The organism is Streptomyces sp. NPDC097981 (assembly GCF_040302565.1).
Taxonomy (GTDB): domain Bacteria; phylum Actinomycetota; class Actinomycetes; order Streptomycetales; family Streptomycetaceae; genus Streptomyces.
Map to the genome: position 1 here is coordinate 96,854 of NZ_JBEORW010000010.1, position 25,981 is coordinate 122,834.

A 25,981-nucleotide genomic window follows, 5' to 3' on the forward strand; every position below is an offset into this window, starting at 1 on the left:
CGGCGCATCCCATCATGATCCACTGTGGCGCGCCGGCCCCGGCTCGGCCGACCGCCGTCGCTCAGGCGGACGCCGACCAGCGCATGCCGAGTGCGTCGAGGGCCGTGACCCGGTCCGGGGCGAGGGCCGACGCGCGCGAGCGCTGGTTGGCGATCCAGGCGCCGAGGCGCAACTCCCGGTCGCCGACCCGTTCCACGTGCGCGCGCGGGACCCGGAGGTGGTGTTCGCGGGTGTGGAACTGCCGGGCCGCGGCCAGGTGGTCCGCCCATTTCTCGGCCTGGGAGCGCCGCGGTTGCGGGCGCTCGTCCCCGGTCGCCTCGGTCACGCCCAGCGCGTGCTCCAGCAGCCAGCGCTGAGACCAGGCCAGTTGCTCCCAGGCCAGCCGTTGGGTGCGGATCCAGCGGCCCAGGTCCTCGCCCTGGACGACCACCTCGCCGGGGGCGAGCGGGAGGCGGCCGCCCGTGTCGAGGTGGACGCGGGTCAGGTGGAACGCGCGCTGCCAGGAGATCTCCCAAGCCGGGCACCAGGACGCGTCGATGGCCTCCAGGGCCTCCCGGCGCTCCTCCGGCAGGGCGCCGGGGCCCTCGCGGCGGGCGGCGGCCCGCTGGTTCTTGACCCACACCCCGACCGGGGAGCCGCGCCAGGTGGCCTCCACCGGCGGCAGCAGGTGGCCGTGGTCCGCCGCCCAGCCGCGGGCCGCTGCGAGCCCCTCCTCGAAGGCCACGTCGAAGTGGCTCCACACCATGCCGAGTTCGTCCAGCTGAGCCACCCGCTCCCGGCCGAGGGCGCCCCGGCGGTGCGTGCGCCGCACGTCCGCGATCCACTGGCCCAGCGGGAACCGGGCCAGCCCGGGCGGCCAGGCTTCGGCGGCCGGCTCCGGACCGGGCGCGGCCTGCGTACCGGGTGGGGCGGCCGGGCCCGGCGGCGCCTGCGGGGCCGGCGGTGCCTGCGGGGCCGGCGGTGCCTGCGGGGCCGGCGGTGCCTGCGGGGCCGGCGGAACGTGCGGACCCGGCACGGTGCGTGGCCCGGCCGGCACCTTGAAGGTGAACGGCACGCGCAGGTCCCCGGCCCTGGCCGCGTAGATCCGGGCGGCCTCCACCCCGCGCCGCCATTGCTCCCGCTCCGGATGCAGCACGCGCAGCCGGATGAACGCCGCCAGCAGTGCCGGATCCCGGGGGGTGGAGAAGCTCAGCAGGGCCTGCGCCCCGGCCCGCAGGCCGGCCCCGGTGCCGGCCTCGGCCCGCGGGCGGCTCGGCGCCTGCGGCTGGGCCAGCGATTCGACGAGCCGGGTGTCGTGGGCCCGCAGGGCCTCCAGCAGCCGGGCGAGGTCTCCGTACGACCGCGAGGTCAGCATCGACTCGGGTGTCTCGCCCGGCCCGAGCAGCACCGGGACCACCAGCGAGGCGACCTTGCCCTCGCCGGGCCGGATGCGCAGCGCACGGCCGACGGCCTGCACCAGGTCGGGCATGGAACCCCGTACGTCGGCCCAGAACACGGAGTCGCACTCCTTGGTGTCCACGCCTTCGCCGAGCACCCGGACACTGCCGAGGAAGGCCCTGCCGGCGGCGCGGTCCGCCGCGAAAGCGTCCAGAACCCGTCGCCGGTGAGCCGCCGTGTGCTCCCCGCACAGCCAGTCCGCCCAGACCGTACGGGGATACGCCGCCACCGGCGCGTCGCTCGCGGCCCGCAGCCGCTCCGCCACCGCCGGCAGCCCGGCCGCGAAGGCCTCGGCCTCCCTGGTCAGATGGTGGAAGACGAGGGTCCGCCGGAACCCCTGCTCGGCCGAGGCCTTCACCAGCGCCGTCTGCAGGGCCGCCAGCCGCGCTCCGCGCACCGCGTCCGAGCGGGCGTCGGCACCCAGCAGCACGGCCGCCTGGAACCCAGGATCGCTGACGTCCACGCACACCACCCGGTACGGGGCGCAGATTCCGCGGTCGACGGCCTCCGCGAGGGTCAGGGTGTGGCAGCGTGCGCCGAAGGGGCCGTCGGCGTCGTCGTCCATGGACGCGACGAGGTCGCCCCGCCCCCGGCCTTCCCCGGCCGCCGTGCCTGCCTCGCCTTCCTCCGGTCCCTCGGCGCCCTGCCAGACCCGGGGTGTGGCCGTCATGTACAGCCGCCGGACCGAGGGGATCCGGCTGTTGTCGTGCACCACGGCCCACGGCTTGCCGATCCGCCCGGACGTACGGTGCGCCTCGTCGACCACGATCAGGTCCCAGCCCGGCAGCCCGGCGAGGTGGGCCTGCTCGATCGTGCCGAGGCCCAGTGAGGCGTACGTGGCGAACACCGTCACCCGGTCCACCGGACGGCCGGCCCGGCGGGCCAGTTCGGCCGGATCGGTGGTGGTCGGCATGCCCGCGTCCGCGTCGCGCAGCGAGCACACCGCGAAGGAGCGCCCGGTCCGGCCGCCCTCCCGCCAGGCCGCCGCCGTCTGGACGAGCAGGTCCAGCGAGGGCACGAGGACCAGTACCCGTCCGGCCCGCAGCTCCTCGGCCGAGCGCACGGCGACCAGGGACTTCCCGGAGCCCGTGGCCATGATCACCTGGGTTCGCAGCCCGGCCCCGGGCACCCGCCCGTCGGCGGGCAGTACGAGCGCCCGGAGCACGGCGTCGACGGCCTCGCGCTGGTGGGGACGGAGTTCCTTCTTCGCCATGCGCTGTACCTCGTCCGCCCGTGTCTGCTCTGATCAGCCTTTTCGGCTCCAGTCTCCATCTTGCACGGAGATTGAGTCATCCGGGGCGAGTGCGGGAAGAGCATGGGGTTGCGCGTGACGCCGTTGCGCGGCCGCTCCGCCCGGCCCGGTGGAGAGCAGGCGGGCCGTGCTCACATCCGGGCGCCGAAGTTCTGTGTCCACCAGGGGCCGCCCGGGCCCGTGTGGATGCCGACGCCGATGTCCTTGAAGGAGCAGTTGAGGATGTTGGCACGGTGGCCCGGGCTGTTCATCCAGGACTCCATGACCGAGGCCGCGTTCTGCTGGCCCCTCGCGATGTTCTCCCCGTACGTGGACCAGCTGTACCCGGCGGCCGTCGTCCGCTTCCCCGGGTCGGCCCCGTCGGGGTTGGTGTGCGAGAAGAAGTCCCGGGCAGCCATGTCGTCGGAATGCCCCTGGGCGGCCGCCCGCAGCTGCGAGTCCTCCTTCAGCGGGCCGCAGCCGGCCTTCGCGCGCTCGGAGTTGACGAGTGCGATGACCTGGCCCGCGACTCCCGCCGGGGCGGGCCCCGGCGCAGGTGCCGACGGGCGCGGCGCGGGAGCTTTGGACTTGGCCGGCGTAGGGCTCGGATTCGGACTCGGGCTCTCGGCGGACGGGCTCGGCGAGGCCGAGGCCGACGGCGACGGGGAGGCCGACGCGGAGGGCGGGGCCGACTCCGATGGGGACGCGGAGCCGGATCCGGACGCCGACAGCGCGGACAGCGGGGCGGCGGGTGCGGCGTCGGTCTGCTTGTCGCCCGAGCCGGGGAGCCCGCCGAGGTAGGCGAGCCCGCCGCCCGCGACGCACGCGGCGAGCACCGCGCCGCCGACCACGCGGCGGCGGCTCTGCCTGCGCTTGCGCAGGGCGCTGCGGCCGCGACCGGGGACGGCGTCCGGTATGCCGCTCTGGCCGGAGACCGTGGGGGTGAGCTGCGTCGCGGTGTCGGAGAAGTCCGAGGCGTCGAAGCCGGCGCCCGGACCGGCGCCCATGCCCGTGCTCGCGTCGGCGGCTCCGAGGCCGCCCGCCTGGGCGCCCGCGCCGCCGTCGAAGCCGTACGCCGCGGGCGCCGGGGCGAAGCCGCCCGCCGCGGCCGACCGCACGCCGGCCAGCAGGGCCGCCGACACCGGGACCAGGGTCAGGCCCGCCAGCAGCCCCTCCGCCGGGAGGAGTCCGTTCCACAGTCCTGCGCACCGTATGCACTCGCGCGCGTGCCGGGCTATTCGCTTGCGCCACAGCGTCGAGGGCAGCCCGTCCCAGCCGGCCGTCACCGACCGCAGCCCCTCGCACGGGGGCTGGACGGCCAGGGCCCGCTCCACCACCCGCGCCGACTCCAGCTGCGCCTTCATCCGCTGCACCCGCACCGCCGTGTGCTGCGGGGACAGTTCCAGGGCCGTGGCCACCTCGGCACGGGTCAGCTCACCGGCGCACTCCAGCCACCACAGCGACAGCAGTGCCCGGTCGTCGGTCTCCAGCCAGCGGGTGGCGCGGGCCGTCTCCTGCCGCTGGCCTTCGAGCTGGAGCCGCAGCACGGTCAGGTCCACGAAGTCGGCGCCCGGGTCGGCCAGCTCCCAGGCGGCTTCGAGTCCGCTCTCGCCGGGAGCGGTGTGCCGGGCCTGCCAATGCGCCCGCACCCGGTTCATGGCGATCGCGACCAGCCAGGACCGGAAACTGTCGTCCGACCGCAGGGTGCCCAGCCCGTCGAGCGCCCGCAGCATCGTGTCCTGCACCACGTCGTCCACGTCGCAGGAGCCGTTCAGGGCGCGCCCGACGATGTTGTAGACGAGCGGCAGATAGGTGCTGACGAGCTCGTCCTGCGCGCGGGGATCGCCCGCGCGAGCCGCTGCCACCAGCGCTGCCGTGTGCTGTGTAGTCATGTGAGGTTCCCTGTCCGTACCGGCGGTCGATGATGCCCGATACCTGGGAGACCGTCGAGCGCGGGCCGGATAACGCTTATCCGGAAGAAGAACCCGGGGAATTTTCCGGAGCCTCCAAAGGCTCTGGATCCTCCGGGTCGTAGCGCCGTGCCGAGGCGTCCACCTGGGCGAGCCGCCGCATCGCCGCGAGCATCGCGTCCCCCAGCACGGTGCCCACCACCACGCGTTCGACGAGCTCCTCCGGCCGCCGCCGGCGGGCCACGAAGTCGAGGTCGGCGGCGGCGACCCGCTCCGCGGCGGCCGCGAACTCGTCCAGGTGGTCGAGGTAGTCCCCGTGCCCGACCGCCAGGAAGGAGGCCATGGCGGCGGTGAGCGCCTCCACCGCCCGGTGCCTCGTCCCGACCTTCCAGCCGCGCCGCGCGATCAGCTCGTCGGCCATGGCCGCGGCCCTGCTCCGTACGGCGCTGTCGGAGTCGACCGGGTCGGCGAGGGCGAGATCCACGGTCCGGGCGGCCGCGCCGAGGAGTTCGTGCACGGGCTGCTCGCGGTCCTCCACCGCCGCGACCACTTTCCCGACGGAGGCCAGCGGCAGTCCGCCGATGTCGGTGAGGGCCCGGACCAAGTGGAGGCGGCGCAGGTGCGCTTCGCCGTATCGGGCTTGGTTGGGGCTGGTCAACTCCCCGGCGGGGAGCAGCCCTTCACGGAGATAGAACTTGATCGTGGGCACCGGGATGCCGCTCGCACGGCTCAACTCTCCTATGCGCACAGCGATTTCTCTCTTTCGGGCGAGCCGGGGCCTTGCGGCGGGGGACCTTGTTATGGATAGTGAAGCTATCGGAAAGTGGACAGTGTGACTATCCATTACGGGGGAATCGCAGAATGCGGAGCCACATCGCAGGATGGCATCGGCCGCTGCTGCTCTTCACGGCGGCCATGGGGGTGATGACCCTGGTCTCCGGGGTCGGGCTGCTCGTGGACGACCGGATGCTCGTCGGGTCGCCGATCTGGCACAAACCCCTCAAGTTCTCCCTCTCGTTCGCGCTGTACGGGCTGACCCTGGCCTGGATGCACTCGCTGCTCACGCGGTGGCAGCGGACCAGTTGGTGGGCAGGGACCGTCGTGGTGGTGGCCGGCATGGTGGAGATGGTGATCATCGTGGGACAGGTGGTGCGCGGCAAGCGCAGCCACTTCAACACCGAGACCTCGACGGATGCCGCCCTGTACAGCCTGATGGGCAGCACGGTGGTGGTGCTGTGGCTGGCCACCCTGCTGATGGCGGTGGTGCTGTGGCGCGAGCCGCTCGCCGACCGGGCCACCCGGTGGGGGATCCGGCTCGGCTCGGTGATAGGGCTGGCGGGTCTCTCCGTCGGCATCCTGATGACCCTGCCCACCGCCGACCAGTCGTCGGGGCGGATCACCGACACGGCCGGCGCGCACGGCGTCGGGATCACGGACGGCGGACCGCACCTGCCGGTCACCGGCTGGGAGTCCACCGGCGGCGATCTGCGGGTCGCCCACTTCGTCGGCATGCACGCGCTCCAGGTGCTGCCGCTGCTGGCGCTGGCGCTCACGTCCGCGGCCCGGCGGTACGGATGGGCGGCCGACACGGGGGTGCGGCCGCGCCTCGTACTTGTGGCGGGTTTCGGGTACGCCGGGCTGGTCGGGTTGACCATGTGGCAGGCCCTGCGCGGGCAGGCGCTGACCTCGCCGGACGCGCTGACGCTGGGCGCCGCCGGGGCGTTGGCCGCGGCGGTGGCCGTGGCGGCCGGGCTGGTCCTGCTGATCGGGGCCGCCCGGGGCCGGGGCGGGTCGGCCGGCCCCGGTGCAGCCGCAGGCCCCGCCGCCCGGGCCGGGGCTCCGGCCGATGCCGGGGCCGGCGGCTGAGTGCACACCGGCCCGGCCGACGAGGGGTCCCGCGTCCGCACCCGGACGCGGGACCTTTTCGCTTCACAACAGCGGAGCCAGCGCCTCCGCGGCCGCGCGCAGGGCCGGCGCGTATGCCTCGATCTCCTCGCGGGAGACGAGGAACGTGACCGTGGTGACGCTGACCCCGCCGATCGGGCGGCCCTCAGGGTCCAGGACCGCGGCGCCGATGCACCGGATGGTCGGCTCGTTCTCCTCGTCGTCCACGGCGAAGCCCCGCGCGCGGACCGCGTCCAGCTCAGCCAGCAGCTCCTCCGGGCCGGTCAGCGTCCTCGGCGTGCGGCGCGGCAGCCCCGCGCCCGCGATCAGCGCCCGTACCTCCTCCTCGGGGAGGTGCGCCAGGATGGCCTTGCCGATCGCCGTGCTGTGCAACGGCATCCGCATCCCGACCCGCGAGGCCGTCCGGAAGGGGTGGTCGCCCTCCAGTTTCCGGATGTAGGTGAGTGTCTCCCCGCTGTGCAGGGCGAGATGGACCGTGTGGCCGGCGGCCTCGCGCAGCTCGCCGAGGATCCGCCCGATGCTCTGCGGCTCGCCCTCGCCGACCAGGGCGGACAGCGTGCGCAGCCGAGGGCCCACCCCGTACCGCGCTCCGCCTTCCAGGCGTACGAAGCCCTGCTCGATCAGTGAGGCGAGGATCCGGAAGGTGCTCGACTTCGGCACGGCCGCGGCCGCCACCACATCGGTGAGCCGGTGCGGCCCGCCGTGCGCGGCCACGGCTTCCAGGATCCGCATCGACTTCTCCAGCGCCGTACCGGCGGCAGAGGTCCGGCCGCCGCGCACCGCGCGCGCGGCCGCGTCCGTCGTGTGCCCGTGATCGGGCATGCGCTCTCCAAATGCAGGGCGGGTACGGGCGGTTACGGGTAGGGTCTCTGCGGGAGTGTTCCGGTACACGATACTGCGTGCCACTACGCGGAACACCAGGGAGGGGTCCTGTGTCCTGCCACCTGTACGACGCGATGGCCGCCCAGTGCCTGCTGCCGGTCCTGCGCAACGCCGACGCGGACGAAGCCGTCCACCGGACCACCGCCCTGCTGGCCGCCGGCTGCCGCACGGTCGAGCTGACCACCTCCACCCCCGGCTGGGCCGAGGCCGTCGCCCGGACCGCCCCGCTCGCCGACGCGTACGGGCGGGCCGCCCTGATCGGCGTCGGCACCGTCACCACCACCGCGGACGCCGAGACCGCCCTCGACGCGGGCGCGGCCTTCCTGATCTCCCCCTACCCGGCCCCCGAGGCCCGCGCGGTCGCCGCACGACGCCGCGCGGTCCTCGTCGAGGGAGGCTTCACTCCGGGCGAGATCGCCTCCGCCGTCCGGCACGCAGGGGCCGCCAAGGTCTTCCCGGCGCACGTCGGCGGCCCGCAGTTCCTCCGCTCCCTCAGGGCGGTCCTGCCCGGCGCGTTGTTCATCCCGACCGGCGGCATCCGGCCCGGCGAGATCCGGGAGTGGCTCGCCGCCGGGGCAGCCGCCGTCGGCATCGGCAGCGGCCTGCCCGACGATCCGGGCGAACTCGCCGCCCTCTTCACGGGGCTGGCCCGGCCGTGCTGCACCGGCTGCGCCGCCGCGGGTCGCTGAGTATGGCGCCCGGTGCAGGCTACGACGTACTCGTCCTCGGCGAGGTCCTCGTCGAGATCCACGCCGGCACCGCCCTGCGCGACGCCGCCGACGGCACCCCGGCCCGTATCTCCTACTCCGGCGACGCCCTGAACGCGGCTGCCGCCGCCGCGGCAGCCGGGGCCTGGACCGCCCTGCTCACCGTCGTCGGCGACGACGAGCTCAGCGTCCCGCTGCTGCACCGCGCGGCCGAGCTCGGGGTGGACGTCTCCCACGTACGCCGCGCCCCGCGCCCCAACGGCGCCTACCTGCTGGCCTCCGACACCGAGGGCGACCGGGCCTTCGTCTACTGGCGTACCCACAGCGCCGGTTCCACCCTCTCCACCCGGCACGTCGAGTCCTGGCGGTCACTGCTGACCGGCACGAAGGCCCTCATCACCAGCGGGATCACCGGGGCCCTGTCCCCGAGCAGCCGTGACGCGGTGGTGGCCGCCGCCGGGACCGTGTACGACGCCGGCGGGCACGTCTCGTACGACCCCAACTTCCGCCCCCGCCTGACCGGCCGGGCCGAGGCCCGGGAGCTGCTGGCCCGGATGGCCCCGCTGACCGGGCTGCTCAAGACCTCCTGCCCGGCCGACGCGCAAGCCCTGGTCGGCACCGGCGAACCGCGCGCCGCCGCGGCCCGCTACCGGGCCCTCGGCGCCCGGACGGTCGTCGTCACCGCGGGCGCCGGCCGGCTGCTGCTCGACGACGGAACACGGGCGGACTACCACCCGGTACCCGTCAACCCCGCCCCGGTGGACGCGACCGGCGCGGGGGACTGCTTCACCGGCACCGCCACCGCCCGGCTCGCCCTGGGCGACCGCCTCGCCGACGCCGTCGCATACGGCACGGCGGCCGCCTCCATCTCGGTGTCCGGCCGCGGCGGCACGGGCCGCGTCCCCGCGTTCCCCGAGACGGCAGCCCTGGCCGCCGCCCACGCGGCGAACAGGTGTACCGGCGGGCGCGGCTAGTCGAGCCAGTCGAGGTCCGGGTACTCCAGGCCGTCGGGGCCGAGTCCGGTGTTCTCGGCGTGCTCGCGCATCCTCGGGCCGTACTCCGGGTGGTCGGCGAGCGAGGTGTACGTGTCGTGGTCCAGGTCGAGGACCTCGGCGAGATCGGCGAGGTAGACGTCGAGGCCGGGGTACATCACGGCGACGTACGCCAGGTCATCGATGTCGGTGACCAGGACCGGGTACTCACCGGTGGAGTCCGGCGTGCCGAGGTAGAGCAGGCGGCGCGAGTCGCAGCCGCCGACGAGCGGCAGGCACACGGCCGGCAGCAGCTTCTCGAAGTCGGCGAACATCCCGGCCATGAAGTCGCCGGAGCCGTACATCCACTCCGCCGTCGCACCCAGCCCCCGGTCGCCGAACACCGGCTCCCGCGCGTCGTCGTACCAGCCGACATTGGCGAGCCAGGAGCTGTCGAACTCCAGCCAGCGGCGCAGGCTCGGCGGCAGCGCCCTGCCGCCGGGGAGCCTCAGCCGGTCGATCACCTCCGGCGCGAGCGGCACCGGTTCGTCGATGTCCGGCGCGTCCGAGGTGGGCCAGCCCTGCTGTCTGACCCGTTCGATCACCTGGTCTATCAATGCTGCTCCGTGCATGTTCTCGTTCACGTGGTGCACTGTGCCACACGGCACCGACAGCGCCGGCCCGCCTCGTTCTATGCGGCCTTGAGCAGCGCGATCTCCTCCAGGGACAGCCGTACCGCCCCCGTGGCGATGTTCTCGACGAGGTGGCCGGGGTTCCCGGTGCCCGGGATCGCGAGCACGTGCGGGCCGCGGTTCAGGGTGAAGGCGAGCCGCAGCTGCGCCGCCGACATGCCGTGGGCCTTGGCGACGGCCTGCACCTGCTCGCCGTCCTCCCCGATCACCCCGGCCTCCTTGCCGGCGCCCGCGATCGCGAAGAACGGCACGAAGGCGATGCCCTGTTCGCCGCACGCGTCGAGGAAGGCGTGGTCCTCGGCCGGGGAGCCGATCCCGTACGGGTTCTGCACGCAGACGACGGGCGCGATGGACCGGGCCTCGGCGAGGTGGTCGGGGCGCGCGTTGGAGATGCCGAGGTGGCGGATGAGCCCGGCCGTGCGCAGCTCGGCGAGCGCACCGAAGTGCTCGGCGATCGAACCGGTGCTCTCGCGGCGCGGAATGCGCAGGTTGACCACGTCCAGGTGGTCCCGGCCCAGCTGGCGCAGGTTCTCCTCGACCTGCCCGCGCAGCTGCTCCGGCGTGGCCCACCACCACTCCCCGGCACAGTCCCGGGCCGGGCCGACCTTGGTGGTGATGACGAGGTCGTCGGCGTACGGGGCCAGCGCCCGGTTGATCAGCTCGTTGGCGGAGCGCGTCGGCGAGAAGTAGAAGGAGGCGGTGTCGATGTGGTTCACACCGAGCTCGACGGCCCGCCGCAGTACGGAGATCACCCGCTCGCGGTCGCTGGGCGAGCCGTCGGCGAGGTGCGTCAGCCGCATGGCGCCGAAGCCGATGCGGCGTACGGTGAGGTCGCCGAGCCGCCAGGTACCGGACGCCTCTGCAGTGATCGTTTCTGTGGTCATGGCGTGAGGGTAGCCGGGTCCGTGACCCAGCCCGCGGCGAGCACCAGGCGGGAGGCACGGTGGACGGCGACGAAGCCGAAGGGCCGGTCGACGGAAACCCGAACCTCGCGGACGCGGTACTGCGGCCGGGGCGGTGCCCCGCTCCGTACCGCGCCGCAACGGCGGTGACCGCAGCCCCTTCGAACCCCTCGGCGTTGAAGGCGGCCACGGCCGACTGGCGGGCGGAGCCGACCGCCGGCGGTTCGGGGCTGATTCCGGGGAACTGGCCGTTATCGTCGTCGGTCGCGGGATCGAGCAGATCGTGCTCGGCCCAGCCGTCGCGGGCCTCGCCGTCGGTGACGTCGTTGCCGGTGAGGATGCACCCCTCCCGGGCGATCAGGCCTCCTCGCCTCTCGCCATGGAGGTCAACTGCCCGCCGCCCCGTACCTCCCGTCTCACCGGGTGGACGCCGACCGGATCGGGCACCACGGCGCGACTCCACAGTCCATCCCTCTGACCAGCGGAAACAAGCCCTTGACCGACTGGCTCCGGACCGTCGGCACACAGACTCGGGCCGAACTTCCACCCACTTGACCCGAGAAATCAGTGGATCTTCCCGGCGCTCCATGACAGAGTTGGCCTCACCGAAGGGGTGTAGCTCAGCTGGTCAGAGCGCTGGTCTCCAAAACCAGATGCCGCAGGTTCGAATCCTGCCGCCCCTGCAAGCATTGAGACGCCATCGGGCCCGCCCCCTCCACAGGGGGCGGGCCCGATGGCGTGTCACCCGCCCGCCCCTGCGGCGGCGTGGAGGCCGTCGCGGTGATCGTGGACGGCCTCCTGCCCCGAGGCGCCGGGGTCAGCGGCACAGGGCTGTGTCCACGACACTCTCCAAACGCCTCGTGGCAGCCAGATCGATCGGGATGCTGGTCACCGCGATGCTCGCGGCGCGGCCGTCGTCGGTGACGCCACCCCGGGTCTCGTATCCCGCGAGGTCACCGCCGTGGCCCCAGTACACGCCGCCGCACGACAGCGGCCTGCTCATGAGCCCCAGTCCGTAGCCGGCGCCGGTGTCCCCGACGGGGACGGTGGTGCGCATCTGGGCGAGCTGGGCCGCCGGGAGGAGGCGGCCCGCCAGGAGTTCGGTGAAGAACCGGTTGACATCGGAGTTGGTGGAGATCAGCTGACCTGCCGCCCAGCCCGCGGAGGGGTCCGCTTCCGTGAAGTCACGCAGAGGCGCGCCGGCGGATTCCTGGCTGTAGCTCTTGGGGTGGGGTTCTCGGATGGTCCTGTCCCCGGCGGCCGGGAAGTAGGTGTGGCGCAGCCCGATGCGCTTGATGACGCGCCTGTCCATCTCCTCGGCGAGGGGCCTGCCCGTGACCTTCTGGACGATCAGGCCCGCCACTATGTAGTTCGTGTTGCTGTACGCCCAGTTCGCGCCCGGGGCGAAGTCGGCCTTGCGCTGGAAAGCCATGTCCAGGAGGTCGCGGGGTTCGAAGTACCGCTGACGAAGGGTGCTGTCGTCGACGAGGCCTTCGTAGTCGGGAAGTCCACTGGTGTGCTGGAGGAGCTGACGGACCGTGATGTGGCGTCCGTCGATCCCCTCCCCGCGCACGAGGCCCGGCAGGTAGGTGTCGACCGTGGCGTCGAGGCCGATCTTCCCTTCGCCGACCAGCTGCAGCACGACCACGGCGGTGAACACCTTGGTGTTGCTGCCGATCCGCACCTGACCGTCGTCCGGCACCTTCGCGCCGGTGGCCAGGTCGCCGACCCCGGCCGTGTACGTACGCGTGCGGCCGGCCCGGTCCTTGACGCTCGCCAGCGCGGCGGGCAGGCCGTCGGCGCGCACCAGCGCGTTCAGGCCCTGCTGGACGGTGTCCGGCTTCGTTGCGGCGAACGCCGCGGGCGGCGCGAGGGCGCCCATCGTCATGACGGCGAGGGCCGCCGTGACCGCAGCCGCTGCGGCCAGGCCCTTCTTGGTCTTCGTGCCTTGCGGGTTCATCAGGCGTCCTCCGGTTCGGGTGCTTCGGGGCACGATCCTGGCTTCCGGGGGCGCGGCTGCGCATCGCGGGAAGGCGGGAGAAAGTGCCCCCCCGATCGGGGGAGGCCACCGGTGAACTGCCCGGTCATACTGGCCCGATCATGATCAAGGGACTCCGGCCGCTGCTGCGCGGCTCCACGTACTCGGGCATGCTGTTCGCCTCTTGCGGCGCGCTGGCGAGCCTCTCGCTGCTGCCCTTCGCATTGCCGGTGCTGGCATGGCGATCCGCTCCCGAGGGAGTGCAGACCGTACTGGTCCTGCTGTCTGGGGGGCACTGATCGGCGTGGCGGGGCTGGCCCGCTTCACGCGGCGGGCGCTGATCGTGTCCGCGCGCCGACTGCTGAGGGTGCCGTTGCCGGATCCGGTGGCGCCCGGTGTGCCGTCGGCCGCCGACCGCTGGCGGACTCCTCTGTGGCTGCTGCTGCACGTGGCACTGGGGTGGGCGGGGATGCTGGTGAGCGGACTGCTGCTCCTCGCGGGCCTGACCCTCCCCGGAGGCCGGCTCGGTGCCGAGGTGGGACTGAGCCTGTTCGGCCGGTCGGTGCGGGTGGAGGGCGGCTGGCAGAGCTGGGCGGTGGGGCTCGGCTGCCTGCTGCTGGCGGCGACCGTGTGCGCGCTCGTGACGAACGCCCTGCGGTGGCTGGCGCCCAGGCTGCTGGGGCCGTCCTCCGCCGAGCAGCTCGCGCTGGCGGCCGAGCGGGAACGGCGGCTGGCCGAACGCAACCGACTCGCCCACGAGCTGCACGACTCCATCGGACACACGCTGACCGCGACCACGATCCAGGCCGCGGTGGCGGGCGAGGTGCTCTCCGCCGACCCGGTGGCTGCGCGCGCCGCACTGCGCAGCATCGAGGAGTCGTCCCGGGCCGCGCTGGAGGACCTGGACTACGTACTGGGCGTGCTGCGCGAGGGGAAGGCGGAGGCGGCGCCGACCCGGACCCTGGCCGACCTCCCCGAGCTGCTGGACCGGTTGCGGCACGCGGGCGCGGTGGTGGAGCCGGAGCTGTCGGGCGAGTTGGCGCAGGTGCAGGGGACGCTCTCCCGGGCGGCGTACCGGATCCTGCAGGAGGGGCTGACGAACGCGCTGCGGCACGGGGCGGGCGGTCCGATCGAGGTCCGGGTGGCGGCCGCACCGGACGGACTGGAGCTCAGTGTGGTCAACCGGACCGGGGCGGGGCCGAAAAGGGGCCCGGGCCAGGGTGCCTTCCCGACGTCCGGACACGGCCTGCCCGGGCTGGCCGAGCGCGTGCGGCTGCTGCACGGCGATATCGAGGCGGGTCCGCAGGGGCCGGCGCACTGGCGGTTGGCGGTCCGGCTGCCGGTACGGTGGTCGGCATGACCGGCACCCCCGTCACCCTCCTGATCGCGGACGACGACGAGGTGACCCGCAGCGGGCTGGGCACGCTGCTCGCGGCACAGCCGGGGATCGCGGTGGCCGGGGAGGCAGCCGACGGCGTCGAGGCGGTCGAGCAGGTACGGCGGCTGCGGCCGGACGTGGTCCTGATGGATGTGCGGATGCCGCGTCTCAACGGGATCGAGGCCACGCGGCAGTTGCTGGCCGAGTCGGCCGAACCGCCGAAGGTCGTGGTGATCACCACGTTCGAGAACGACGACTACGTCACCGCCGCGCTCAGTGCGGGGGCCAGCGGGTTCGTACTCAAGCGGCGTCCGGTCCCGCAGATCGCGGAGGCGGTGCGGGTGGTGGCGGCTGGGGAGGCGATCCTCTTCCCGACGGCACTGCGCAGGATGGTTGCCGCCCGCCCGCTGGATTCCGCCCGGGCGTTGCCGAAGGCGGCGCTGACGGGGCGCGAGGAGGAGGTGCTGCGGTCGATGGCCACCGGCCTGTCCAACCCGGAGATCGCGGAGTCGCTCACGGTGAGCCTGGAGACGGTGAAGACGCACGTCGGGAACGTGCTGACCAAGCTCGGCGCGCAGAACCGCACCCACGCGGTGGTGATCGCGTACGAGTCCGGTCTGGTGGTGCCGCGGTTCGCCGGCTGACGCGGACCGGCCGGCCCCGCCACCGGGTACCGGAGGTCCGGCCGCGGGCCGGACCGCCGGTACCCGTCAGGTCAGGCCGGTTGTGTGACGGCCCCGCCGAGATGGCGGACGAAGAAGCGGACCGCGCTGTCGGCCTCGAACCTGGGCAGGTCCTTGTGCAGGCCCGCGTTGGCATGCAGCGTCTTGTCCTTCGAGGCGAAGGCGTCGAACAGTGCGAGACCGGACTCGCGCGGGATGTGCTCGTCGTCCCACTGGAGCGCGAACTCGATCGGCACGGTGATCTGCCGCGCCGCCTCGACCAGGGACTCGGGCCAGAAGAGGCCGAAGACCGCGGCGGTGATCCGGGGTTCGACCGCCGCCAGGGGCACGCCGATCGCGGTGCCCATGTTCAGGCCGTAGTAGCCGACCTGTCCTTCGGCGCCGATCTCGGGCAGTTCCTGCAGGGCGTCGAGCGTCGCCTGCCACTCCGGTACGGCGCGCTCCGCCAGGTGGGCGTTGTACCGCCGGACGATCGGGCCGACGGGCTCGCCCGCCGCCATCGCCTGCTGCATCACGGCGATCTCCTGCTCGTCGTGCGCCGTGCGCGGCCGGCCGCCGTGGCCGGGCGCGTCGATGGCGGCGACATGGAAACCGCCGTCGGCCACGAGACGTTGCGCACGGCCCGTCATGGCCGGAGCCTTCCTGTGCATGCCGCCGCCGTGGCCCATCAGTACCAGAGGCGTGCGATCGGAGCCGGAAGCCGGCGACCAGAGTGCGCCGGTGACCTCACCCACGGTGAAGTCGCGTTCGATGACACCGTTCGACGATGTCTCCGCAGTGAAATGCGCAGAATGCATGGGGTGTTGCCTTTCGGGAGGGCCTTGTCGAGGCGCTCCCGGCGACACCGGTGTCAGTCGCCGACCGAGACGAAGAGGGGGAGCACCCACATGAATACTGCGTTCACGGGTCTCACCTCCTCGCACGATGTCACGGCCTTGCCGCACGCTACCAACGCGGCATCGCCGCGCCCAACTCCTTTTCCGGGGTGGTCGCGGATCAGCTGCCGGCAGCCAGGGCCGAGGGCGGGGCAGCGCCACTCCGGAGACCGGGCGGCGCTCAGTCCGTGCCGGATCCGGTCTTCCACGCGAGGCGGAGATGCTCTGAGGCATCGGCGGCTTGGCGAAGGCCCGCCTGGTAGGCCGGTTCCCAGGCCGTCCGGTCATTCAGGTCCGAGCCGAAAGCGCGTACTGATGCCGGATCGGGCTCGATGGTCACCGCTGTGTGCGCACCGGCGACCGCCAACTCCTGGTGGAGCAACTCGCGGGGAAACAGGTGCGCCTGCGGGTCGATCACGACGAGCGTGCGGGCTCCGGCCGCGAGCCGGGCGTTGGTCGCCGACTGCAGGGCGCCGTCCATGTACCGGCGGCCGTTGACGGTGATCGGTGGGTAGATGCCCGGGAAGGCCGTGCTTGCCGCCACGGCGGAGGGCAGCGGTGCGCCACTGGCGCGGTCGAAGACCTCCTGCTCGCCGGTCTCGGCGTCCAGTGCGGTGATGAGCAGCTTCCGGTCCGGCCATTGGTCAGCGCCGACCATGGCGCGCATCCGGGCGACATGTGCCTGCTCAGGGCCGGTCTCGGCGGCGAGCGCGATCCGGCCCGCTCGGCGCCGCGCCTCGGCCGGGTTCGACGCGGCATCGCCGAGCACGGCGAACGCCTCGCCCAGCCGGCGCCCGTCCACCTGGGGTGGGGTGCCGTCGGAGCCGGCGGGGCGCACAGGGGTGGCGAGTCGGCATGGGTCCTGACCGGTCGCCAGCACCGTGCCGACGATCGCGCCAGTCGACGTGCCGACGATCAGGTCGGCCTCGCTGAGATCCACTCCGCCGCGGCGCAGGCCGCCGGCCAGTCCGGCCATCCAGGCCGCGCCGACGGGGCCTCCGGCACCCAGTGCGAGCGCCCGGTCGAGCGTGTACATGACTGTCTCCTCCCGTTGTTGAAACAGTCGTACCATATATTGACGCAGGCTCAGATCCGAAGTACGGAGAGGACGATCCACCGTGGGGCGACCCTCAGATCCCACCCGGCGAGAGCGCACGCTGGCGCGAGCTACCGACTACGTACTGGGCCATGGCCTGGCCGGGTTGAGCCTGCGGCCGCTGGCCGCGGCTCTCGACACCAGCCCGCGGATGCTGCTCTACGACTTCGGCAGCAAGCAGGAGTTGGTATCTGCGGTCCTCGCCGAGGCCCGCCGCCGCGGTGCGACACGACTGGCCGAGAACCTCCCGCCGGAGGCAGCCTCTCCGGAGGAACGACTGCGCGGCATCTGGACCTGGATCAGCGCACCCGAGCGCGCCGCGTTCGTCCGGCTGTTCTTCGAGGTGCACGCCGACGGCCTGGCCCACCCCGAGCACTACCCGGACCGGGCCGAGGCGATCACGGACTGGTTCAACACGCTCAGCGCCACGTTCCGCGACATCGCCACCGGCTCTGACGACACCGTCACCCCCACGCTGGTCATGGCCGTCATCCGGGGCCTCCTGTTCGATCTCACGACCACCGGCGACCGCCGCCGTACCGACCGCGCCCTGGACCGCTTCTGCGAACTCCTCCGGCCTTGAGCGGGCCGTCAACGAGTTCGCGCAAGGACTCCGCACGTTGGACGATGTAGGGGCAGCCTCGGCGGTAGGCCTGCGGCTTTCGACCGCGAGCTCCACAAGCAGCGGAACAGGTCGGGCGATGCATCGGAGTCCGGTCTCCACCGCCGCTGTGAGCGCAAGGCAGCGCCACCGGTGTCCGAGTGGGTGAGCCGGTTCATGCAGCTCCGAGGAACCCCGGGTCGGCGCCGTCGAACTGGAGGCCGGAGTCGCGGCTCAGGTCGAGGAGTTCCGCCATGGGGACGGCACGACGGCTGGTCGCCGGTATATCCCGGCGAGCCTCGGCCGACCACGACGGCGGGAAGAACGACAGTCCTTGCCGGCCGTTCAGCATGGAGACCTCGCTGCGCCAGCCGTCCCATCGCAGGCCCTGGTAAAACTCCTCCAGCCCTCCGGAGAGGGTCCAGGACAGCCATGCCGAGTGGCCGGCACCCAGGGCCTCCCAGCGAAGGGCGTCGGGGGCGAAGTAGAGGATCTCGCCCGGCTCGCCGGGCCGACCGGCCTCACGGGGGTTACTCCCGTTGAGGGCGAAGACCCCGCCCAGTACATCGTGCGCAACCACGAGACCTGCACCAGGCTGCCATGCCGGATCGAACGTCGAGGGCATCGCGTTGATCTCGGCCAGGCCGGGCAGTGCCCGTCCTGGCCGGGCTCCTCGGCGACGCGCAGACAGCGGAGTCGGCGGCCCGGAATCCGGCGCTGCCGATGGCGGTCATGCGGCGCATGACCGCCTGAGCAGGCGGCTATCCGGCCGTGGGCTCCGTGTAGCCGTACGGGCGGGTGATGATCTCCATCCCGTGGCCCGAAGGGTCCAGGAAGTAGACGCCGCGGCCGCCGTCGTTGTGGTTGATCTTGCCCGGCTGCTTCATGTACGGGTCGGCGAAATACGGGACGCCGCCGTCCCGGATCTTCCCGAACGACACGTCGAACTCCTCCTCGGAGAGGAGGAACGCGTAGTGCTGGGAGGTGATGGAACCGGCCGGGACGGTCGCGAAGTCCAGGGTGACCCCGTTACCGGTGTCGACGGGGACGAACGGGCCCCACTCGGCCCCGACCTCAAGGCCGAGGATGTCCGCCAGGAACTCGGCGGCTTCCCGGTTGTTCCGGGAGTGGATGATCGTGTGGTTCAGCTGCACTGTCATGAGTGAATGCCTCCGCAAGGCACATCACGGGCACCTCCATGCCTCACCCGGTCGGTGACCGACACGCGATGCCGTGATCATGATCCTAAACGCCGCTTCCGGGCGGAGTCCACCGCATTCCGGTCACGGTCAGCCCCCGTACACCGCCTTGACATTGTCCTGAGCGGGATGCGTGCGCCCCGCCGGGCCCGCCGCGAACGCCCGCAGCAGGTTCTCCGTGACCCGGGTGGTCAGCGCCCCCGCCTTCGCGTCGAGGCCGTGATTGGCACCGCTGCGGCCGTCGCCCGTCGCATCGAGGGCCTCCACCCAGCGCATGGTCCCGGTCGCGAACACCCCGGCGCCGCTCGGCACGGTGTAGTACGCCGTGTCCTGGTGGCTGGGACGGCCCTCGCACACCACGGGGGAGTGCGCCAGGATCTCGATCGGCCGCGGCGTCGGGAAACCGGTGTTGACCTTGTCGTACTCCACCCCCACCAGGTGCGCGAAGTGGTCGCCGGCCCGCACGCCGGTGCCGTCGAACAACCAGTGGCCCGGGTTGGTCACCACGTACGGGGCGTCCACCGGGTAGCCGTCGTAGATCACGCCGAGCAGGGAGCTCTCCGGGTCCGCGCCGGGCGCGGAGCGGAAATCGACGGTGGCCGGGTGGCCCCGCTTGAACCCCGGGTCCTGGTCGTAGGAGGACTTGTAGCAGACCACCGTACGGTCCGGCCCGAGGTCGGACGGCTCCAGTCGGATCCTGCGGAAGCAGCAGTTCGCGCCGAGGAACGCGAGGTTGGTCCCGGAGTCCCGGGCCGTGGTGAAGTGGGCCCGCTGCTCGGGTGACCAGTACTCGTCGTGGCCGAGCGAGAGGACCGCCGCGGCCCCTTCGAGCAGCCGCTTCTCCCGTGCCACGTCGCTGGTCGTCGTGTAGGCCAGGGGTATGCCGAGCCGCTCGGCGAGGGCGAGCAGCGGGGCCTCGTACACCAGGAACAGGCCCGCGCCGTCGTCGTACTCGTACGGCCGGTCGAAGGTGACGGAGAGGGAGCGCGAGGCGTAGCCGCCGCCGGGGCCGTCGTAGCTGCCGTAGCCGCCCCAGCGGTTGTACGCCTGCCAGGTCGCGACCGCGTTCACGACGACCGTACGGCCGGCGGTCGCCGCCGAGCGGACGGTGACCGGGACGAAGCGCTGGCCCTCGCCGCCCTGTGCGTCGAGCCGCAGCAGGTAGCAGCCCTCGGGCCAGTCCTTGGTGTCAACGGTGGTCGTACGGGGCCACCGGGTGCGGACCATCCGGGTCGCGGAATCGACCGTGTGCTCGGGCTGGCGCACGCCCGGCAGGGCCTCGGACTTCCACACCAGGCGGGCCCGGGCGCCGCCGTACCAGCCCATCCGGTAGGCGGAGACGGTGAAACGGGGCGCGGTGGTGGACACGTGTAGTCCGAAGGACTCGCCGGGCAGGACGCTGACCCTGTCGGCGAAGCCCTCGATGGCCCGGGCCGGACCGGCCTTGGTCACGTGCCAGTCGCCGTGCCCCGGCTTGGCGTTCTCCGCCTTGACGTCGAAACCGGCCGGGCCGTCCTTCCTGTCAGCCCCGCCGGGCGCCGGCCCCCTGCCCTTCCCCTTGCCCGCTGCCGCGCCGTCGGCCCCCTCGGCGGCTCCGTTCGCGCAGCCGGCCGCGGCTCCGAGTCCGGCGGCGGTGGCTGCCCCCGTCGCGAGCGCGAGGAAGCGCCGCCTGCCCGCGCCGTCGCCGTCCCCAGCTATGTGCTCCTGATCCATGGTGGGCACGTTATGTCACGCTTGACGCCCCTCTGGCTACCGGCCCCGGCGGTCCCGCCTCACTCCAGCCGCACCACCACCTGCTGGCCGGCCCCCGCCGCCGTGGTGAGGTCCCCGAACCCGAGCCGCAACCGGGCGCCGACGGCCTCGGAGACCACACTCGGCGGCCGGGACAGCACTGCGGCGACGGGCCGGTTCCACACCAGGGTCAGCGAGGTCAGCACCCGGGCCGGGTCCGAGACGCAGACCGAGGCCGTACCGTCCGGTTTCTCCCGGACCGTCACCGAACAGGCTCCTCCCGCCTCCAGCGGGCCGGCCGATCCGGCCTGCCAGAAGTTGACCCCGGTGAAGCCCAGCGACGGTACCGAGACGCCCTGGGCCGTATCCGAGTTGGCGAGCACGGAGAGCCAACCCGGAGAGGCGGCCCGGGCGGCGGTCTGCGCCGCCCCCGCCCCCGGCAGCAGCTGGTGGACGTATCCGGCGCCGGCCGGGGCCGTGCCGTGGTCGTACCAGAGGGTCAGGTAGCGCCGGGTCAGCGCCGTGCCGGACCCGCCCCGGTTGACATCGCTCCACCGGCCGGTGCGCGCCTCCCGCAAGGCATTGAACGACCCGCCGCCCGACATCACGTACCCGCCGAAGCCCGCGAGGTGCGCCCATCCGGGGGAGGGGAAGGCCGCCGACCAGCCCAGGGCGGAGGGCTGGCCCCTGCCGTTCACGGTCAGCGCATGGGTCCCGGCGGCTCCCAGGTTGCGGTTGTCGACCACGGACTCGACCGCGGCCCCGTCCGTACAGCGGATCCCGGCTCCCAGACAGACGATCGTGTCGTCGAGGAAGAACCAGGACTTGCGGGCCGTGAGCGTGCTGCCCAGGCCCCGCAGGTGCTGGCCCACCGAGGCGTACTCCCCGTCGGTCGTACCGCCCACCCAGGCGGTGTCGGGCCGGGACGCCCCCCAGTCACCGCCCGCCCCGTCGGCGAGCACCTTCCGCGACACGGTGGTCCCGGGCAGCCGATACGGGTCCACCGTGGGCCAGAAGGCGTCCGAGTACTGGCCGTTGCCGTACGCGGCCCCCCACCAGGAGAGCATCCCGCTCCCGGTGTGCCAGCCGCGCAGGTTCTCCCCGTTGCCCGTCTCGTAGTGGGCGATCCGCTTCGAGGCCATGGACAGCGACGCCGCCCAGCCGGGCCGCCGGTGCGTGGCCCGGTCCATGGAGGCGAACAGCCGGTGCCCGACCGGCTCGGGCAGCGGCGTGACCGACGTGTCGGAGTCGACCTCCGCCAGCCGGGCGAGCGAGGACAGGGCGAGCGCCGGGTCCGCGAGGGGGCGGCTGTAGTGGTCCCGGGCTGCCCAGCCCTTCACCAGCCCCCGCCAGCGCGCCCGCTCGGCGACGCTCGCACCCTCCGCGAGGAGCAGGATCGCGGCGAGCACCGCATGCCCCCGGGCATGGTCGTCCTGCTGGACCTGCCGCGCGTCGGCGACCATCAGACCCCGGCTCACCGCCCGCCCCGACACGGCGTCCATGACCAGCCCGTTGAACAGGAACGGCGCCCAAGCCCGCTCGACCGCGTCGAAGACGATCTGCGCCCCGGGGTCCGTGACCTGCCACGGCGTGCCCTTCAGCAGCGCGAACAGCAGCCCCAGCCCGCCGAGCAGCACCGCCCCGTACGTCCCGGTGTACGGCACCCAGGTGTGCTGGACGAACGACCCGTCCCGGTAGAGCCCGTCGCCCGCGGTGACGTACGGGAACACCGGCGCGAGCGCGTCCCGGGCCAGGGCGGTCTTCGCCGAGTCCCCGCCGACCACCCCGCGCAGGGCCAGCACCCGGCACAGGTCCACCCGGTTCGCCCCCGTACTCGTCCCGGTGTACGAGCCGACGGCCGAGTCCGGGACGAAGTGGTCGACGGCCGCGCAGTACTCGGCGACCCGGGCGGCCGGCAGCTCCTCGTACAGCAGCACGCACAGGTCCAGCAGGGCCTGCGGGGCACCGATCTGCCAGCAGTACCAGTTGCCGTACCGCAGCCGGCCGGCGTGGTAGACGTCCGTGTGCAGATGGTCCAGCCCGGTCAGCAGGGCCGAGCGCAGAACGCCGTCCCCGGTGAGCCCGGTCCCGGGCCGGAGCCAGGCCTCTGCCATCGTCCGCAGCCGCTGGTAGCTCTGCATCATCATCTCGGGGTCGCTGCCGTACCCCAGGTCGGGCCAGAGCGAGCCGGCCTCCGGGGCCATGGCGGACCGCCATCCGCCGGCCAGGGCGCCCAGATCGGCGAGCCTCGAACGGAACGGCTCGGCCGTGGCGATGATGTCACCGCCCAGGAAGAGCCCGTGCCACACCGCCCGCATGGCGTCGTGGACCTCGTCCGCCGGCGTGGCTCCCGCCCGCGCGGAGGGAGCCCCCAGCAGGAGCCCCCCGCCCGCGGCGGAGAGAAAAGCGCGCCGACTCCACACGTCTGTCATCGCATGCTCCTTGTCCGATCCCGTACCCGGGCCCGCAGGCCCGTCGCCCGTCCCACTCGGAGTGCCTCACGCCACGTGCTCCCGGTAGCGGTCGATCACCTCCCCCAGCACCTCGGAGCCGTCCCGCTCCCACAGCCCCGGATGGAAGATCTCCACCTCCACCGGGCCCCGGTAGCCGGCCGAGTCGGTCAGCTTCCGGAAGGCCCGCAGATCGATGCAGCCGTCGCCGAGCTGCCCCCGGCCCAGCAGCACCCCCGCGGGGAGCGGGGTCACCCAGTCGGCCACCTGCACCGACACGATCCGTCCGCCCGCACCCGCCCGGTGCAGGTCGGCCGGCAGCCGCTCGTCCCACCACAGGTGGTACGCGTCGGCGACGACCCCCACCTGCCGTGCCGGGAACTGCTCGGCGATGTCCAGCGCCTGGCCGAGGGTGGAGACCACGCAGCGGTCCGAGGCGAACATCGGATGCAGGGGCTCGATCCCCAGCCGTACCTCGTGCGCGGCGGCCCACGGGACGAGCTCGTCCAGGACGTCGACGATCCGCCGCCTGGCCCCCACCAGGTCCCGGTCGCCGACGGGCAGGCCCCCCGAGACCAGGACCAGCGCGTCGGCGCCCAGCTCGGCCGCCTCCTCCACGGCTCGGCGGTTGTCGTCGAGGGCCGCCGCCCGCCCCGCCGGATCGGAGGCGGTGAAGAACCCGCCGCGGCACAGCGAGCTGACCCGCAGCCCAGCCCCGGCGATCAGCTTCGCCGTCTCGCGCAGCCCGAACTCCCGGACCGGATCCCGCCACAGCCCGACCGCGCTCACCCCGGCCGCCGCGCACCCCGCGACCAGCTCGGGTATCGACCACTGCCGGACCGTCTCCTGGTTGAGGCTGAACCGGGCAGGGGCCGGCCCCCCGCTCACGAGGCCACCCCGTACATCGCGAGGAGTCGTCTCATCCGCGCCTCGGCGAGCTCGGGATCGGGGAACAGGCCCAGCAGGTCTGCCTGTTCGTACGCGGTGGCCAGATGGGGGAGCGGCCGGGCCGACTGGAACCCGCCCACCATCGTGAAGTGCTCCTGGTAACCCGCCAGCCAGGCCAGCAGCACCACGCCCGTCTTGTAGTAGCGGGTCGGCGGGGCGAACAGGTGCCGGGACAGCGCCACCGTCGGATCCAGCAGCTCCCGGAAACCGGCGGGGTCGTCCCGGTCGAGGGCGAGCGCGGCCCGGGCGGCCAGCGGGGCGATCGGGCCGAAGATGCCCAGCAGCGCATCGCCGGTGAACTCCCCGTCGCCGGCGATCAGTTCCGGATAGTGGTGGTCGTCGCCCGTGTAGCAGCGCACGCCCGGCGGGAGTCTGCGCCGGATGTCCCTCTCCCGCTCCGCGTCCAGCAGCGAGATCTTGACCCCGTCCACCTTCTCCGGGCAGTCGGCGACGACCTTCAGGAAGACCCCGGTCGCCGCTTCGAGGTCGCGGTGGCCCCAGTACCCGGCCAGCTCCGGGTCGAACACCGGGCCCAGCCAGTGCAGTACGACCGGCCGGGCACTCTGCCGCAGCAGGCCCCCGTACACCTCCAGGTAGTCCTCCGGGCCGCGCGCCGCGGCCGCCAGGGCGCGGGAGGCCATCAGCACGGCCCCCGCCCCGCACGCCTCGGCGTGCGCGAGCTGCTCCTCGTAGGCGGCGGCGATCTCGCTCAGCGCATGCCCACCGGCCGGGTCGAGCTGGTCGGTGCCCGCGCCGCACAGGATCCGGCCGCCCACCGCCCGGGCCTCGGCGGCCGACCGGCGGATCAGCTCCGCGGCCGTCGGCCAGTCCAGACCCATCCCGCGCTGCGCCGTGTCCATGGCCTCCGCCACTCCGAGGCCCTGCGCCCACAGCCGGTGCCGGAACGCCAGCGTCGCCTCCCAGTCCACCACCGGACGGGCCTGCATCGAGGCAGCGAGCGGATCGGCGACCACATGCGCCGCCGCGTAGAACCTGCGGCTGCGCGCCGGACCGCAGACCAGCGGCGCGAGCGGGTCGGCACAGGGCCGGTGCAGGCGGTATCCGCCATCCGCCGCAGGGAGCCGGATGCTCACAGGACCACCTCCGGCACCGGCAGCCGCCGGCCCTCCGCAGAGGACCGCAGCCCCAGCTCGGCGAGCTGCACCCCGCGCGCGCCGGCGAGCAGGCCCCACTGCCAGGGCTCGTCGAGTACGACATGGCGCAGGAACAGCTCCCACTGGGACTTGAAGCCGTTGCCGACCGGGCCGTTGTCCGGGACCTCCTGCCACTGGGCGCGGAAGGCCTCCGTCTGGGGCAGATCGGGGTTCCACACCGGCTTGGGCGTCGCCCCGCGGTGCTGGATGCGGCAGCCGCGCAGCCCGGCGACCGCCGACCCGAGCGTCCCGTCCACCTGGAACTCCACCAGCTCGTCACGGTGGACCCGCACCGCCCACGAGGAGTTGATCTGTGCGACGGTTCCGCCGTCCAGCTCGAAGACTCCGTAGGCGGCGTCGTCCGCCGTTGCCTCGTACGGTTTTCCCTCCTCGTCCCAGCGGCGGCCGATGTGGGTGCGGGCCAGGGCCTGCACGCTGCGGACCCGGCCGAACAGCTCGTGCAGCAGGTACTCCCAATGGGGGAACATGTCGGCGACGATGCCCCCGCCGTCCTGCGCCCGGTAGTTCCAGGACGGCCGCTGGGCCGGCTGCCAGTCGCCTTCGAACACCCAGTAGCCGAACTCCCCGCGCACGGACAGGACCTCACCGAAGAAGCCGCCCTCGACCAGCCGCTTCAGTTTCAGCAGGCCCGGCAGGAACAGCTTGTCCTGGACCACACCGTGCTTGACCCCGGCCGCCGCGGCCAGGCGGGCCAGCTCCAGCGAGGAGGCAAATGTCAGGGCCGTCGGCTTCTCGCAGTACACGTGCTTGCCGGCCGCCACGGCCTGCCGGACCGCGGCCTCGCGGGCGCCGGTGACCTGCGCGTCGAAGTAGATCTCGACCTCGGGGTCGGCCAGCACGGCCGCCAGGTCCGTGCTCACGTGCTCCAGCCCGTGCTCTTCGGCGATGGCCCGCAGCGCCGCCTCCCGGCGCCCGACCAGCACCGGCTCGGGCCACAGCACCCTGCCGTCGCCCAGGTCCAGCCCGCCCTGTTCGCGCAGGGCGAGCAGTGAGCGGACCAGATGCTGGCGGTACCCCATCCGCCCCGTCACGCCGTTCATGGCGATCTTGATCGTCCTGCGCTCCACGGTGCCCCTCCTTCGTGCTCGCCGTACTCTCCGCCGCGCTCTCGTGGTGGTGCAGAGAACTCGATAGAAAGCGCTTTCACTCTCATCAGGCTAGGCCCGGGAATCTCTGCCGCGCAACACTCGTTCGAGTGATAGAAAGCGCTTTCTGAATGAGAGAGTATGG

Annotated in this window: 23 protein-coding genes and 1 tRNA gene; 8 read left to right on the top strand and 16 right to left on the bottom strand. The window is 73.2% G+C overall.

Going from position 1 to position 25,981, the window contains the following annotated elements; translation table 11 throughout:
* Window positions 1-61: 61 nt before the first annotated feature.
* The 3 genes from ABTY04_RS12540 to ABTY04_RS12550 form a co-directional block, all read right to left on the bottom strand.
* Window positions 62-2,650: a DEAD/DEAH box helicase gene (locus tag ABTY04_RS12540; RefSeq protein ID WP_352213331.1), complete on the bottom strand. Its 2,589-nt coding sequence runs from the start codon at window positions 2,648-2,650 to the stop codon at window positions 62-64.
* A 170-nt stretch (window positions 2,651-2,820) separates the two neighbouring features.
* Window positions 2,821-4,560: a sigma-70 family RNA polymerase sigma factor gene (locus ABTY04_RS12545; protein WP_352213332.1), complete on the bottom strand. Its 1,740-nt coding sequence runs from the start codon at window positions 4,558-4,560 to the stop codon at window positions 2,821-2,823.
* A gap of 76 nt (window positions 4,561-4,636) precedes the next feature.
* On the bottom strand, window positions 4,637-5,311 hold the full coding sequence (locus ABTY04_RS12550; RefSeq protein ID WP_352213333.1) for a MerR family transcriptional regulator: 675 nt from the start codon (window positions 5,309-5,311) through the stop codon (window positions 4,637-4,639).
* A gap of 128 nt (window positions 5,312-5,439) precedes the next feature.
* Here ABTY04_RS12550 and ABTY04_RS12555 point away from each other — a divergent pair, with 128 nt between their 5' ends.
* A complete protein-coding gene (locus tag ABTY04_RS12555; RefSeq protein WP_352213334.1) occupies window positions 5,440-6,444 on the top strand; it encodes a hypothetical protein in 1,005 nt (334 codons plus the stop codon).
* A gap of 63 nt (window positions 6,445-6,507) precedes the next feature.
* Here the strand turns inward: ABTY04_RS12555 and ABTY04_RS12560 are convergent, their stop codons facing one another.
* On the bottom strand, window positions 6,508-7,305 hold the full coding sequence (locus ABTY04_RS12560) for an IclR family transcriptional regulator (protein WP_352213335.1): 798 nt from the start codon (window positions 7,303-7,305) through the stop codon (window positions 6,508-6,510).
* A 110-nt stretch (window positions 7,306-7,415) separates the two neighbouring features.
* Between ABTY04_RS12560 and ABTY04_RS12565 the strand changes: the two genes are divergently transcribed.
* Window positions 7,416-8,054 (top strand): bifunctional 4-hydroxy-2-oxoglutarate aldolase/2-dehydro-3-deoxy-phosphogluconate aldolase, encoded by a 639-nt coding sequence (locus tag ABTY04_RS12565; protein WP_352213336.1) that lies wholly within the window; start codon window positions 7,416-7,418, stop codon window positions 8,052-8,054.
* Window positions 8,055-8,056: 2 nt separating this feature from the next.
* Complete coding sequence (locus ABTY04_RS12570; protein WP_352213337.1) at window positions 8,057-9,046, top strand: PfkB family carbohydrate kinase; 990 nt, start codon at window positions 8,057-8,059, stop codon at window positions 9,044-9,046.
* Here the strand turns inward: ABTY04_RS12570 and ABTY04_RS12575 are convergent.
* Window positions 9,043-9,687 (bottom strand): hypothetical protein, encoded by a 645-nt coding sequence (locus ABTY04_RS12575; protein ID WP_352213338.1) that lies wholly within the window; start codon window positions 9,685-9,687, stop codon window positions 9,043-9,045. The two genes, ABTY04_RS12570 and ABTY04_RS12575, sit on opposite strands and share 4 nt — an antisense overlap.
* A gap of 47 nt (window positions 9,688-9,734) precedes the next feature.
* A complete protein-coding gene (locus ABTY04_RS12580; protein ID WP_352213339.1) occupies window positions 9,735-10,619 on the bottom strand; it encodes an aldo/keto reductase in 885 nt (294 codons plus the stop codon).
* Window positions 10,620-11,246: 627 nt separating this feature from the next.
* Between ABTY04_RS12580 and ABTY04_RS12585 the strand changes: the two genes are divergently transcribed.
* Window positions 11,247-11,320: transfer RNA gene (locus tag ABTY04_RS12585), tRNA-Trp, on the top strand.
* 134 nt (window positions 11,321-11,454) lie between these two features.
* Here ABTY04_RS12585 and ABTY04_RS12590 read toward each other — a convergent pair.
* Window positions 11,455-12,597, bottom strand: a complete 1,143-nt coding sequence (locus tag ABTY04_RS12590) for a serine hydrolase domain-containing protein (protein ID WP_352213340.1) — start codon at window positions 12,595-12,597, stop codon at window positions 11,455-11,457.
* 140 nt (window positions 12,598-12,737) lie between these two features.
* Here ABTY04_RS12590 and ABTY04_RS12595 point away from each other — a divergent pair, with 140 nt between their 5' ends.
* Genes ABTY04_RS12595 through ABTY04_RS12605 form a run of 3 tightly spaced genes read left to right on the top strand, consistent with a single transcriptional unit; the run spans window position 12,738 to window position 14,637 of the window.
* Complete coding sequence (locus ABTY04_RS12595) at window positions 12,738-12,914, top strand: hypothetical protein (RefSeq protein ID WP_352213341.1); 177 nt, start codon at window positions 12,738-12,740, stop codon at window positions 12,912-12,914.
* 5 nt (window positions 12,915-12,919) lie between these two features.
* A complete protein-coding gene (locus tag ABTY04_RS12600; RefSeq protein ID WP_352213342.1) occupies window positions 12,920-13,975 on the top strand; it encodes a sensor histidine kinase in 1,056 nt (351 codons plus the stop codon).
* Window positions 13,972-14,637, top strand: coding sequence for a response regulator transcription factor (locus ABTY04_RS12605; RefSeq protein WP_352213343.1), 666 nt, complete (start codon window positions 13,972-13,974; stop codon window positions 14,635-14,637). Before ABTY04_RS12600 ends, ABTY04_RS12605 begins: the two co-directional genes overlap by 4 nt.
* 71 nt (window positions 14,638-14,708) lie before the next feature.
* Here the strand turns inward: ABTY04_RS12605 and ABTY04_RS12610 are convergent, their stop codons facing one another.
* Together ABTY04_RS12610 and ABTY04_RS12615 are read right to left on the bottom strand one after the other, a co-directional pair.
* Entirely contained in the window at window positions 14,709-15,473 is a 765-nt protein-coding gene (locus ABTY04_RS12610; RefSeq protein WP_352213344.1) for a dienelactone hydrolase family protein, read from the bottom strand.
* Window positions 15,474-15,732: 259 nt separating this feature from the next.
* Window positions 15,733-16,587 (bottom strand): patatin-like phospholipase family protein, encoded by an 855-nt coding sequence (locus ABTY04_RS12615; RefSeq protein WP_352213345.1) that lies wholly within the window; start codon window positions 16,585-16,587, stop codon window positions 15,733-15,735.
* Between the two features lie 82 nt (window positions 16,588-16,669).
* Between ABTY04_RS12615 and ABTY04_RS12620 the strand changes: the two genes are divergently transcribed.
* A complete protein-coding gene (locus tag ABTY04_RS12620; protein ID WP_352213346.1) occupies window positions 16,670-17,230 on the top strand; it encodes a TetR/AcrR family transcriptional regulator in 561 nt (186 codons plus the stop codon).
* 193 nt (window positions 17,231-17,423) lie between these two features.
* Here ABTY04_RS12620 and ABTY04_RS12625 read toward each other — a convergent pair whose 3' ends face one another.
* The 7 genes from ABTY04_RS12625 to ABTY04_RS12655 all read right to left on the bottom strand — a co-directional run bounded on the left by ABTY04_RS12625 (window position 17,424) and on the right by ABTY04_RS12655 (window position 25,791).
* Entirely contained in the window at window positions 17,424-17,939 is a 516-nt protein-coding gene (locus tag ABTY04_RS12625; RefSeq protein WP_352213424.1) for a DUF2625 family protein, read from the bottom strand.
* A gap of 70 nt (window positions 17,940-18,009) precedes the next feature.
* A complete protein-coding gene (locus ABTY04_RS12630) occupies window positions 18,010-18,408 on the bottom strand; it encodes a VOC family protein (protein ID WP_352213347.1) in 399 nt (132 codons plus the stop codon).
* 129 nt (window positions 18,409-18,537) lie between these two features.
* Window positions 18,538-20,160 carry a N,N-dimethylformamidase beta subunit family domain-containing protein gene (locus ABTY04_RS12635; RefSeq protein WP_352213348.1) on the bottom strand — a complete coding sequence of 541 codons (1,623 nt, stop codon included), beginning with the start codon at window positions 20,158-20,160 and terminating at the stop codon, window positions 18,538-18,540.
* Between the two features lie 59 nt (window positions 20,161-20,219).
* A complete protein-coding gene (locus ABTY04_RS12640) occupies window positions 20,220-22,610 on the bottom strand; it encodes a polysaccharide lyase 8 family protein (RefSeq protein WP_352213349.1) in 2,391 nt (796 codons plus the stop codon).
* Window positions 22,611-22,676: 66 nt separating this feature from the next.
* Window positions 22,677-23,516 (bottom strand): sugar phosphate isomerase/epimerase family protein, encoded by an 840-nt coding sequence (locus tag ABTY04_RS12645; RefSeq protein WP_352213350.1) that lies wholly within the window; start codon window positions 23,514-23,516, stop codon window positions 22,677-22,679.
* Window positions 23,513-24,670, bottom strand: coding sequence for a dihydrodipicolinate synthase family protein (locus tag ABTY04_RS12650; protein ID WP_352213351.1), 1,158 nt, complete (start codon window positions 24,668-24,670; stop codon window positions 23,513-23,515). The genes ABTY04_RS12645 and ABTY04_RS12650 overlap by 4 nt, the downstream gene beginning before the upstream one ends.
* Window positions 24,667-25,791 (bottom strand): Gfo/Idh/MocA family protein, encoded by a 1,125-nt coding sequence (locus ABTY04_RS12655; protein ID WP_502996624.1) that lies wholly within the window; start codon window positions 25,789-25,791, stop codon window positions 24,667-24,669. The genes ABTY04_RS12650 and ABTY04_RS12655 overlap by 4 nt, the downstream gene beginning before the upstream one ends.
* Window positions 25,792-25,981: the final 190 nt, after the last annotated feature.

What these genes read in the sequence shown, in the direction of transcription:
- ABTY04_RS12540 (WP_352213331.1), bottom strand. Translation starts at nt 2,650, where the DNA reads ATGGCGAAGAAGGAACTCCGTCCCCACCAGCGCGAGGCCGTCGACGCC.
- ABTY04_RS12545 (WP_352213332.1), bottom strand. Translation starts at nt 4,560, where the DNA reads ATGACTACACAGCACACGGCAGCGCTGGTGGCAGCGGCTCGCGCGGGC.
- ABTY04_RS12555 (WP_352213334.1), top strand. Translation starts at nt 5,440, where the DNA reads ATGCGGAGCCACATCGCAGGATGGCATCGGCCGCTGCTGCTCTTCACG.
- ABTY04_RS12560 (WP_352213335.1), bottom strand. Translation starts at nt 7,305, where the DNA reads ATGCCCGATCACGGGCACACGACGGACGCGGCCGCGCGCGCGGTGCGC.
- ABTY04_RS12570 (WP_352213337.1), top strand. Translation starts at nt 8,057, where the DNA reads ATGGCGCCCGGTGCAGGCTACGACGTACTCGTCCTCGGCGAGGTCCTC.
- ABTY04_RS12580 (WP_352213339.1), bottom strand. Translation starts at nt 10,619, where the DNA reads ATGACCACAGAAACGATCACTGCAGAGGCGTCCGGTACCTGGCGGCTC.
- ABTY04_RS12590 (WP_352213340.1), bottom strand. Translation starts at nt 12,597, where the DNA reads ATGAACCCGCAAGGCACGAAGACCAAGAAGGGCCTGGCCGCAGCGGCT.
- ABTY04_RS12595 (WP_352213341.1), top strand. Translation starts at nt 12,738, where the DNA reads ATGATCAAGGGACTCCGGCCGCTGCTGCGCGGCTCCACGTACTCGGGC.
- ABTY04_RS12605 (WP_352213343.1), top strand. Translation starts at nt 13,972, where the DNA reads ATGACCGGCACCCCCGTCACCCTCCTGATCGCGGACGACGACGAGGTG.
- ABTY04_RS12610 (WP_352213344.1), bottom strand. Translation starts at nt 15,473, where the DNA reads ATGCATTCTGCGCATTTCACTGCGGAGACATCGTCGAACGGTGTCATC.
- ABTY04_RS12615 (WP_352213345.1), bottom strand. Translation starts at nt 16,587, where the DNA reads ATGTACACGCTCGACCGGGCGCTCGCACTGGGTGCCGGAGGCCCCGTC.
- ABTY04_RS12630 (WP_352213347.1), bottom strand. Translation starts at nt 18,408, where the DNA reads ATGACAGTGCAGCTGAACCACACGATCATCCACTCCCGGAACAACCGG.
- ABTY04_RS12635 (WP_352213348.1), bottom strand. Translation starts at nt 20,160, where the DNA reads ATGGATCAGGAGCACATAGCTGGGGACGGCGACGGCGCGGGCAGGCGG.
- ABTY04_RS12640 (WP_352213349.1), bottom strand. Translation starts at nt 22,610, where the DNA reads ATGACAGACGTGTGGAGTCGGCGCGCTTTTCTCTCCGCCGCGGGCGGG.
- ABTY04_RS12655 (WP_502996624.1), bottom strand. Translation starts at nt 25,791, where the DNA reads ATGAACGGCGTGACGGGGCGGATGGGGTACCGCCAGCATCTGGTCCGC.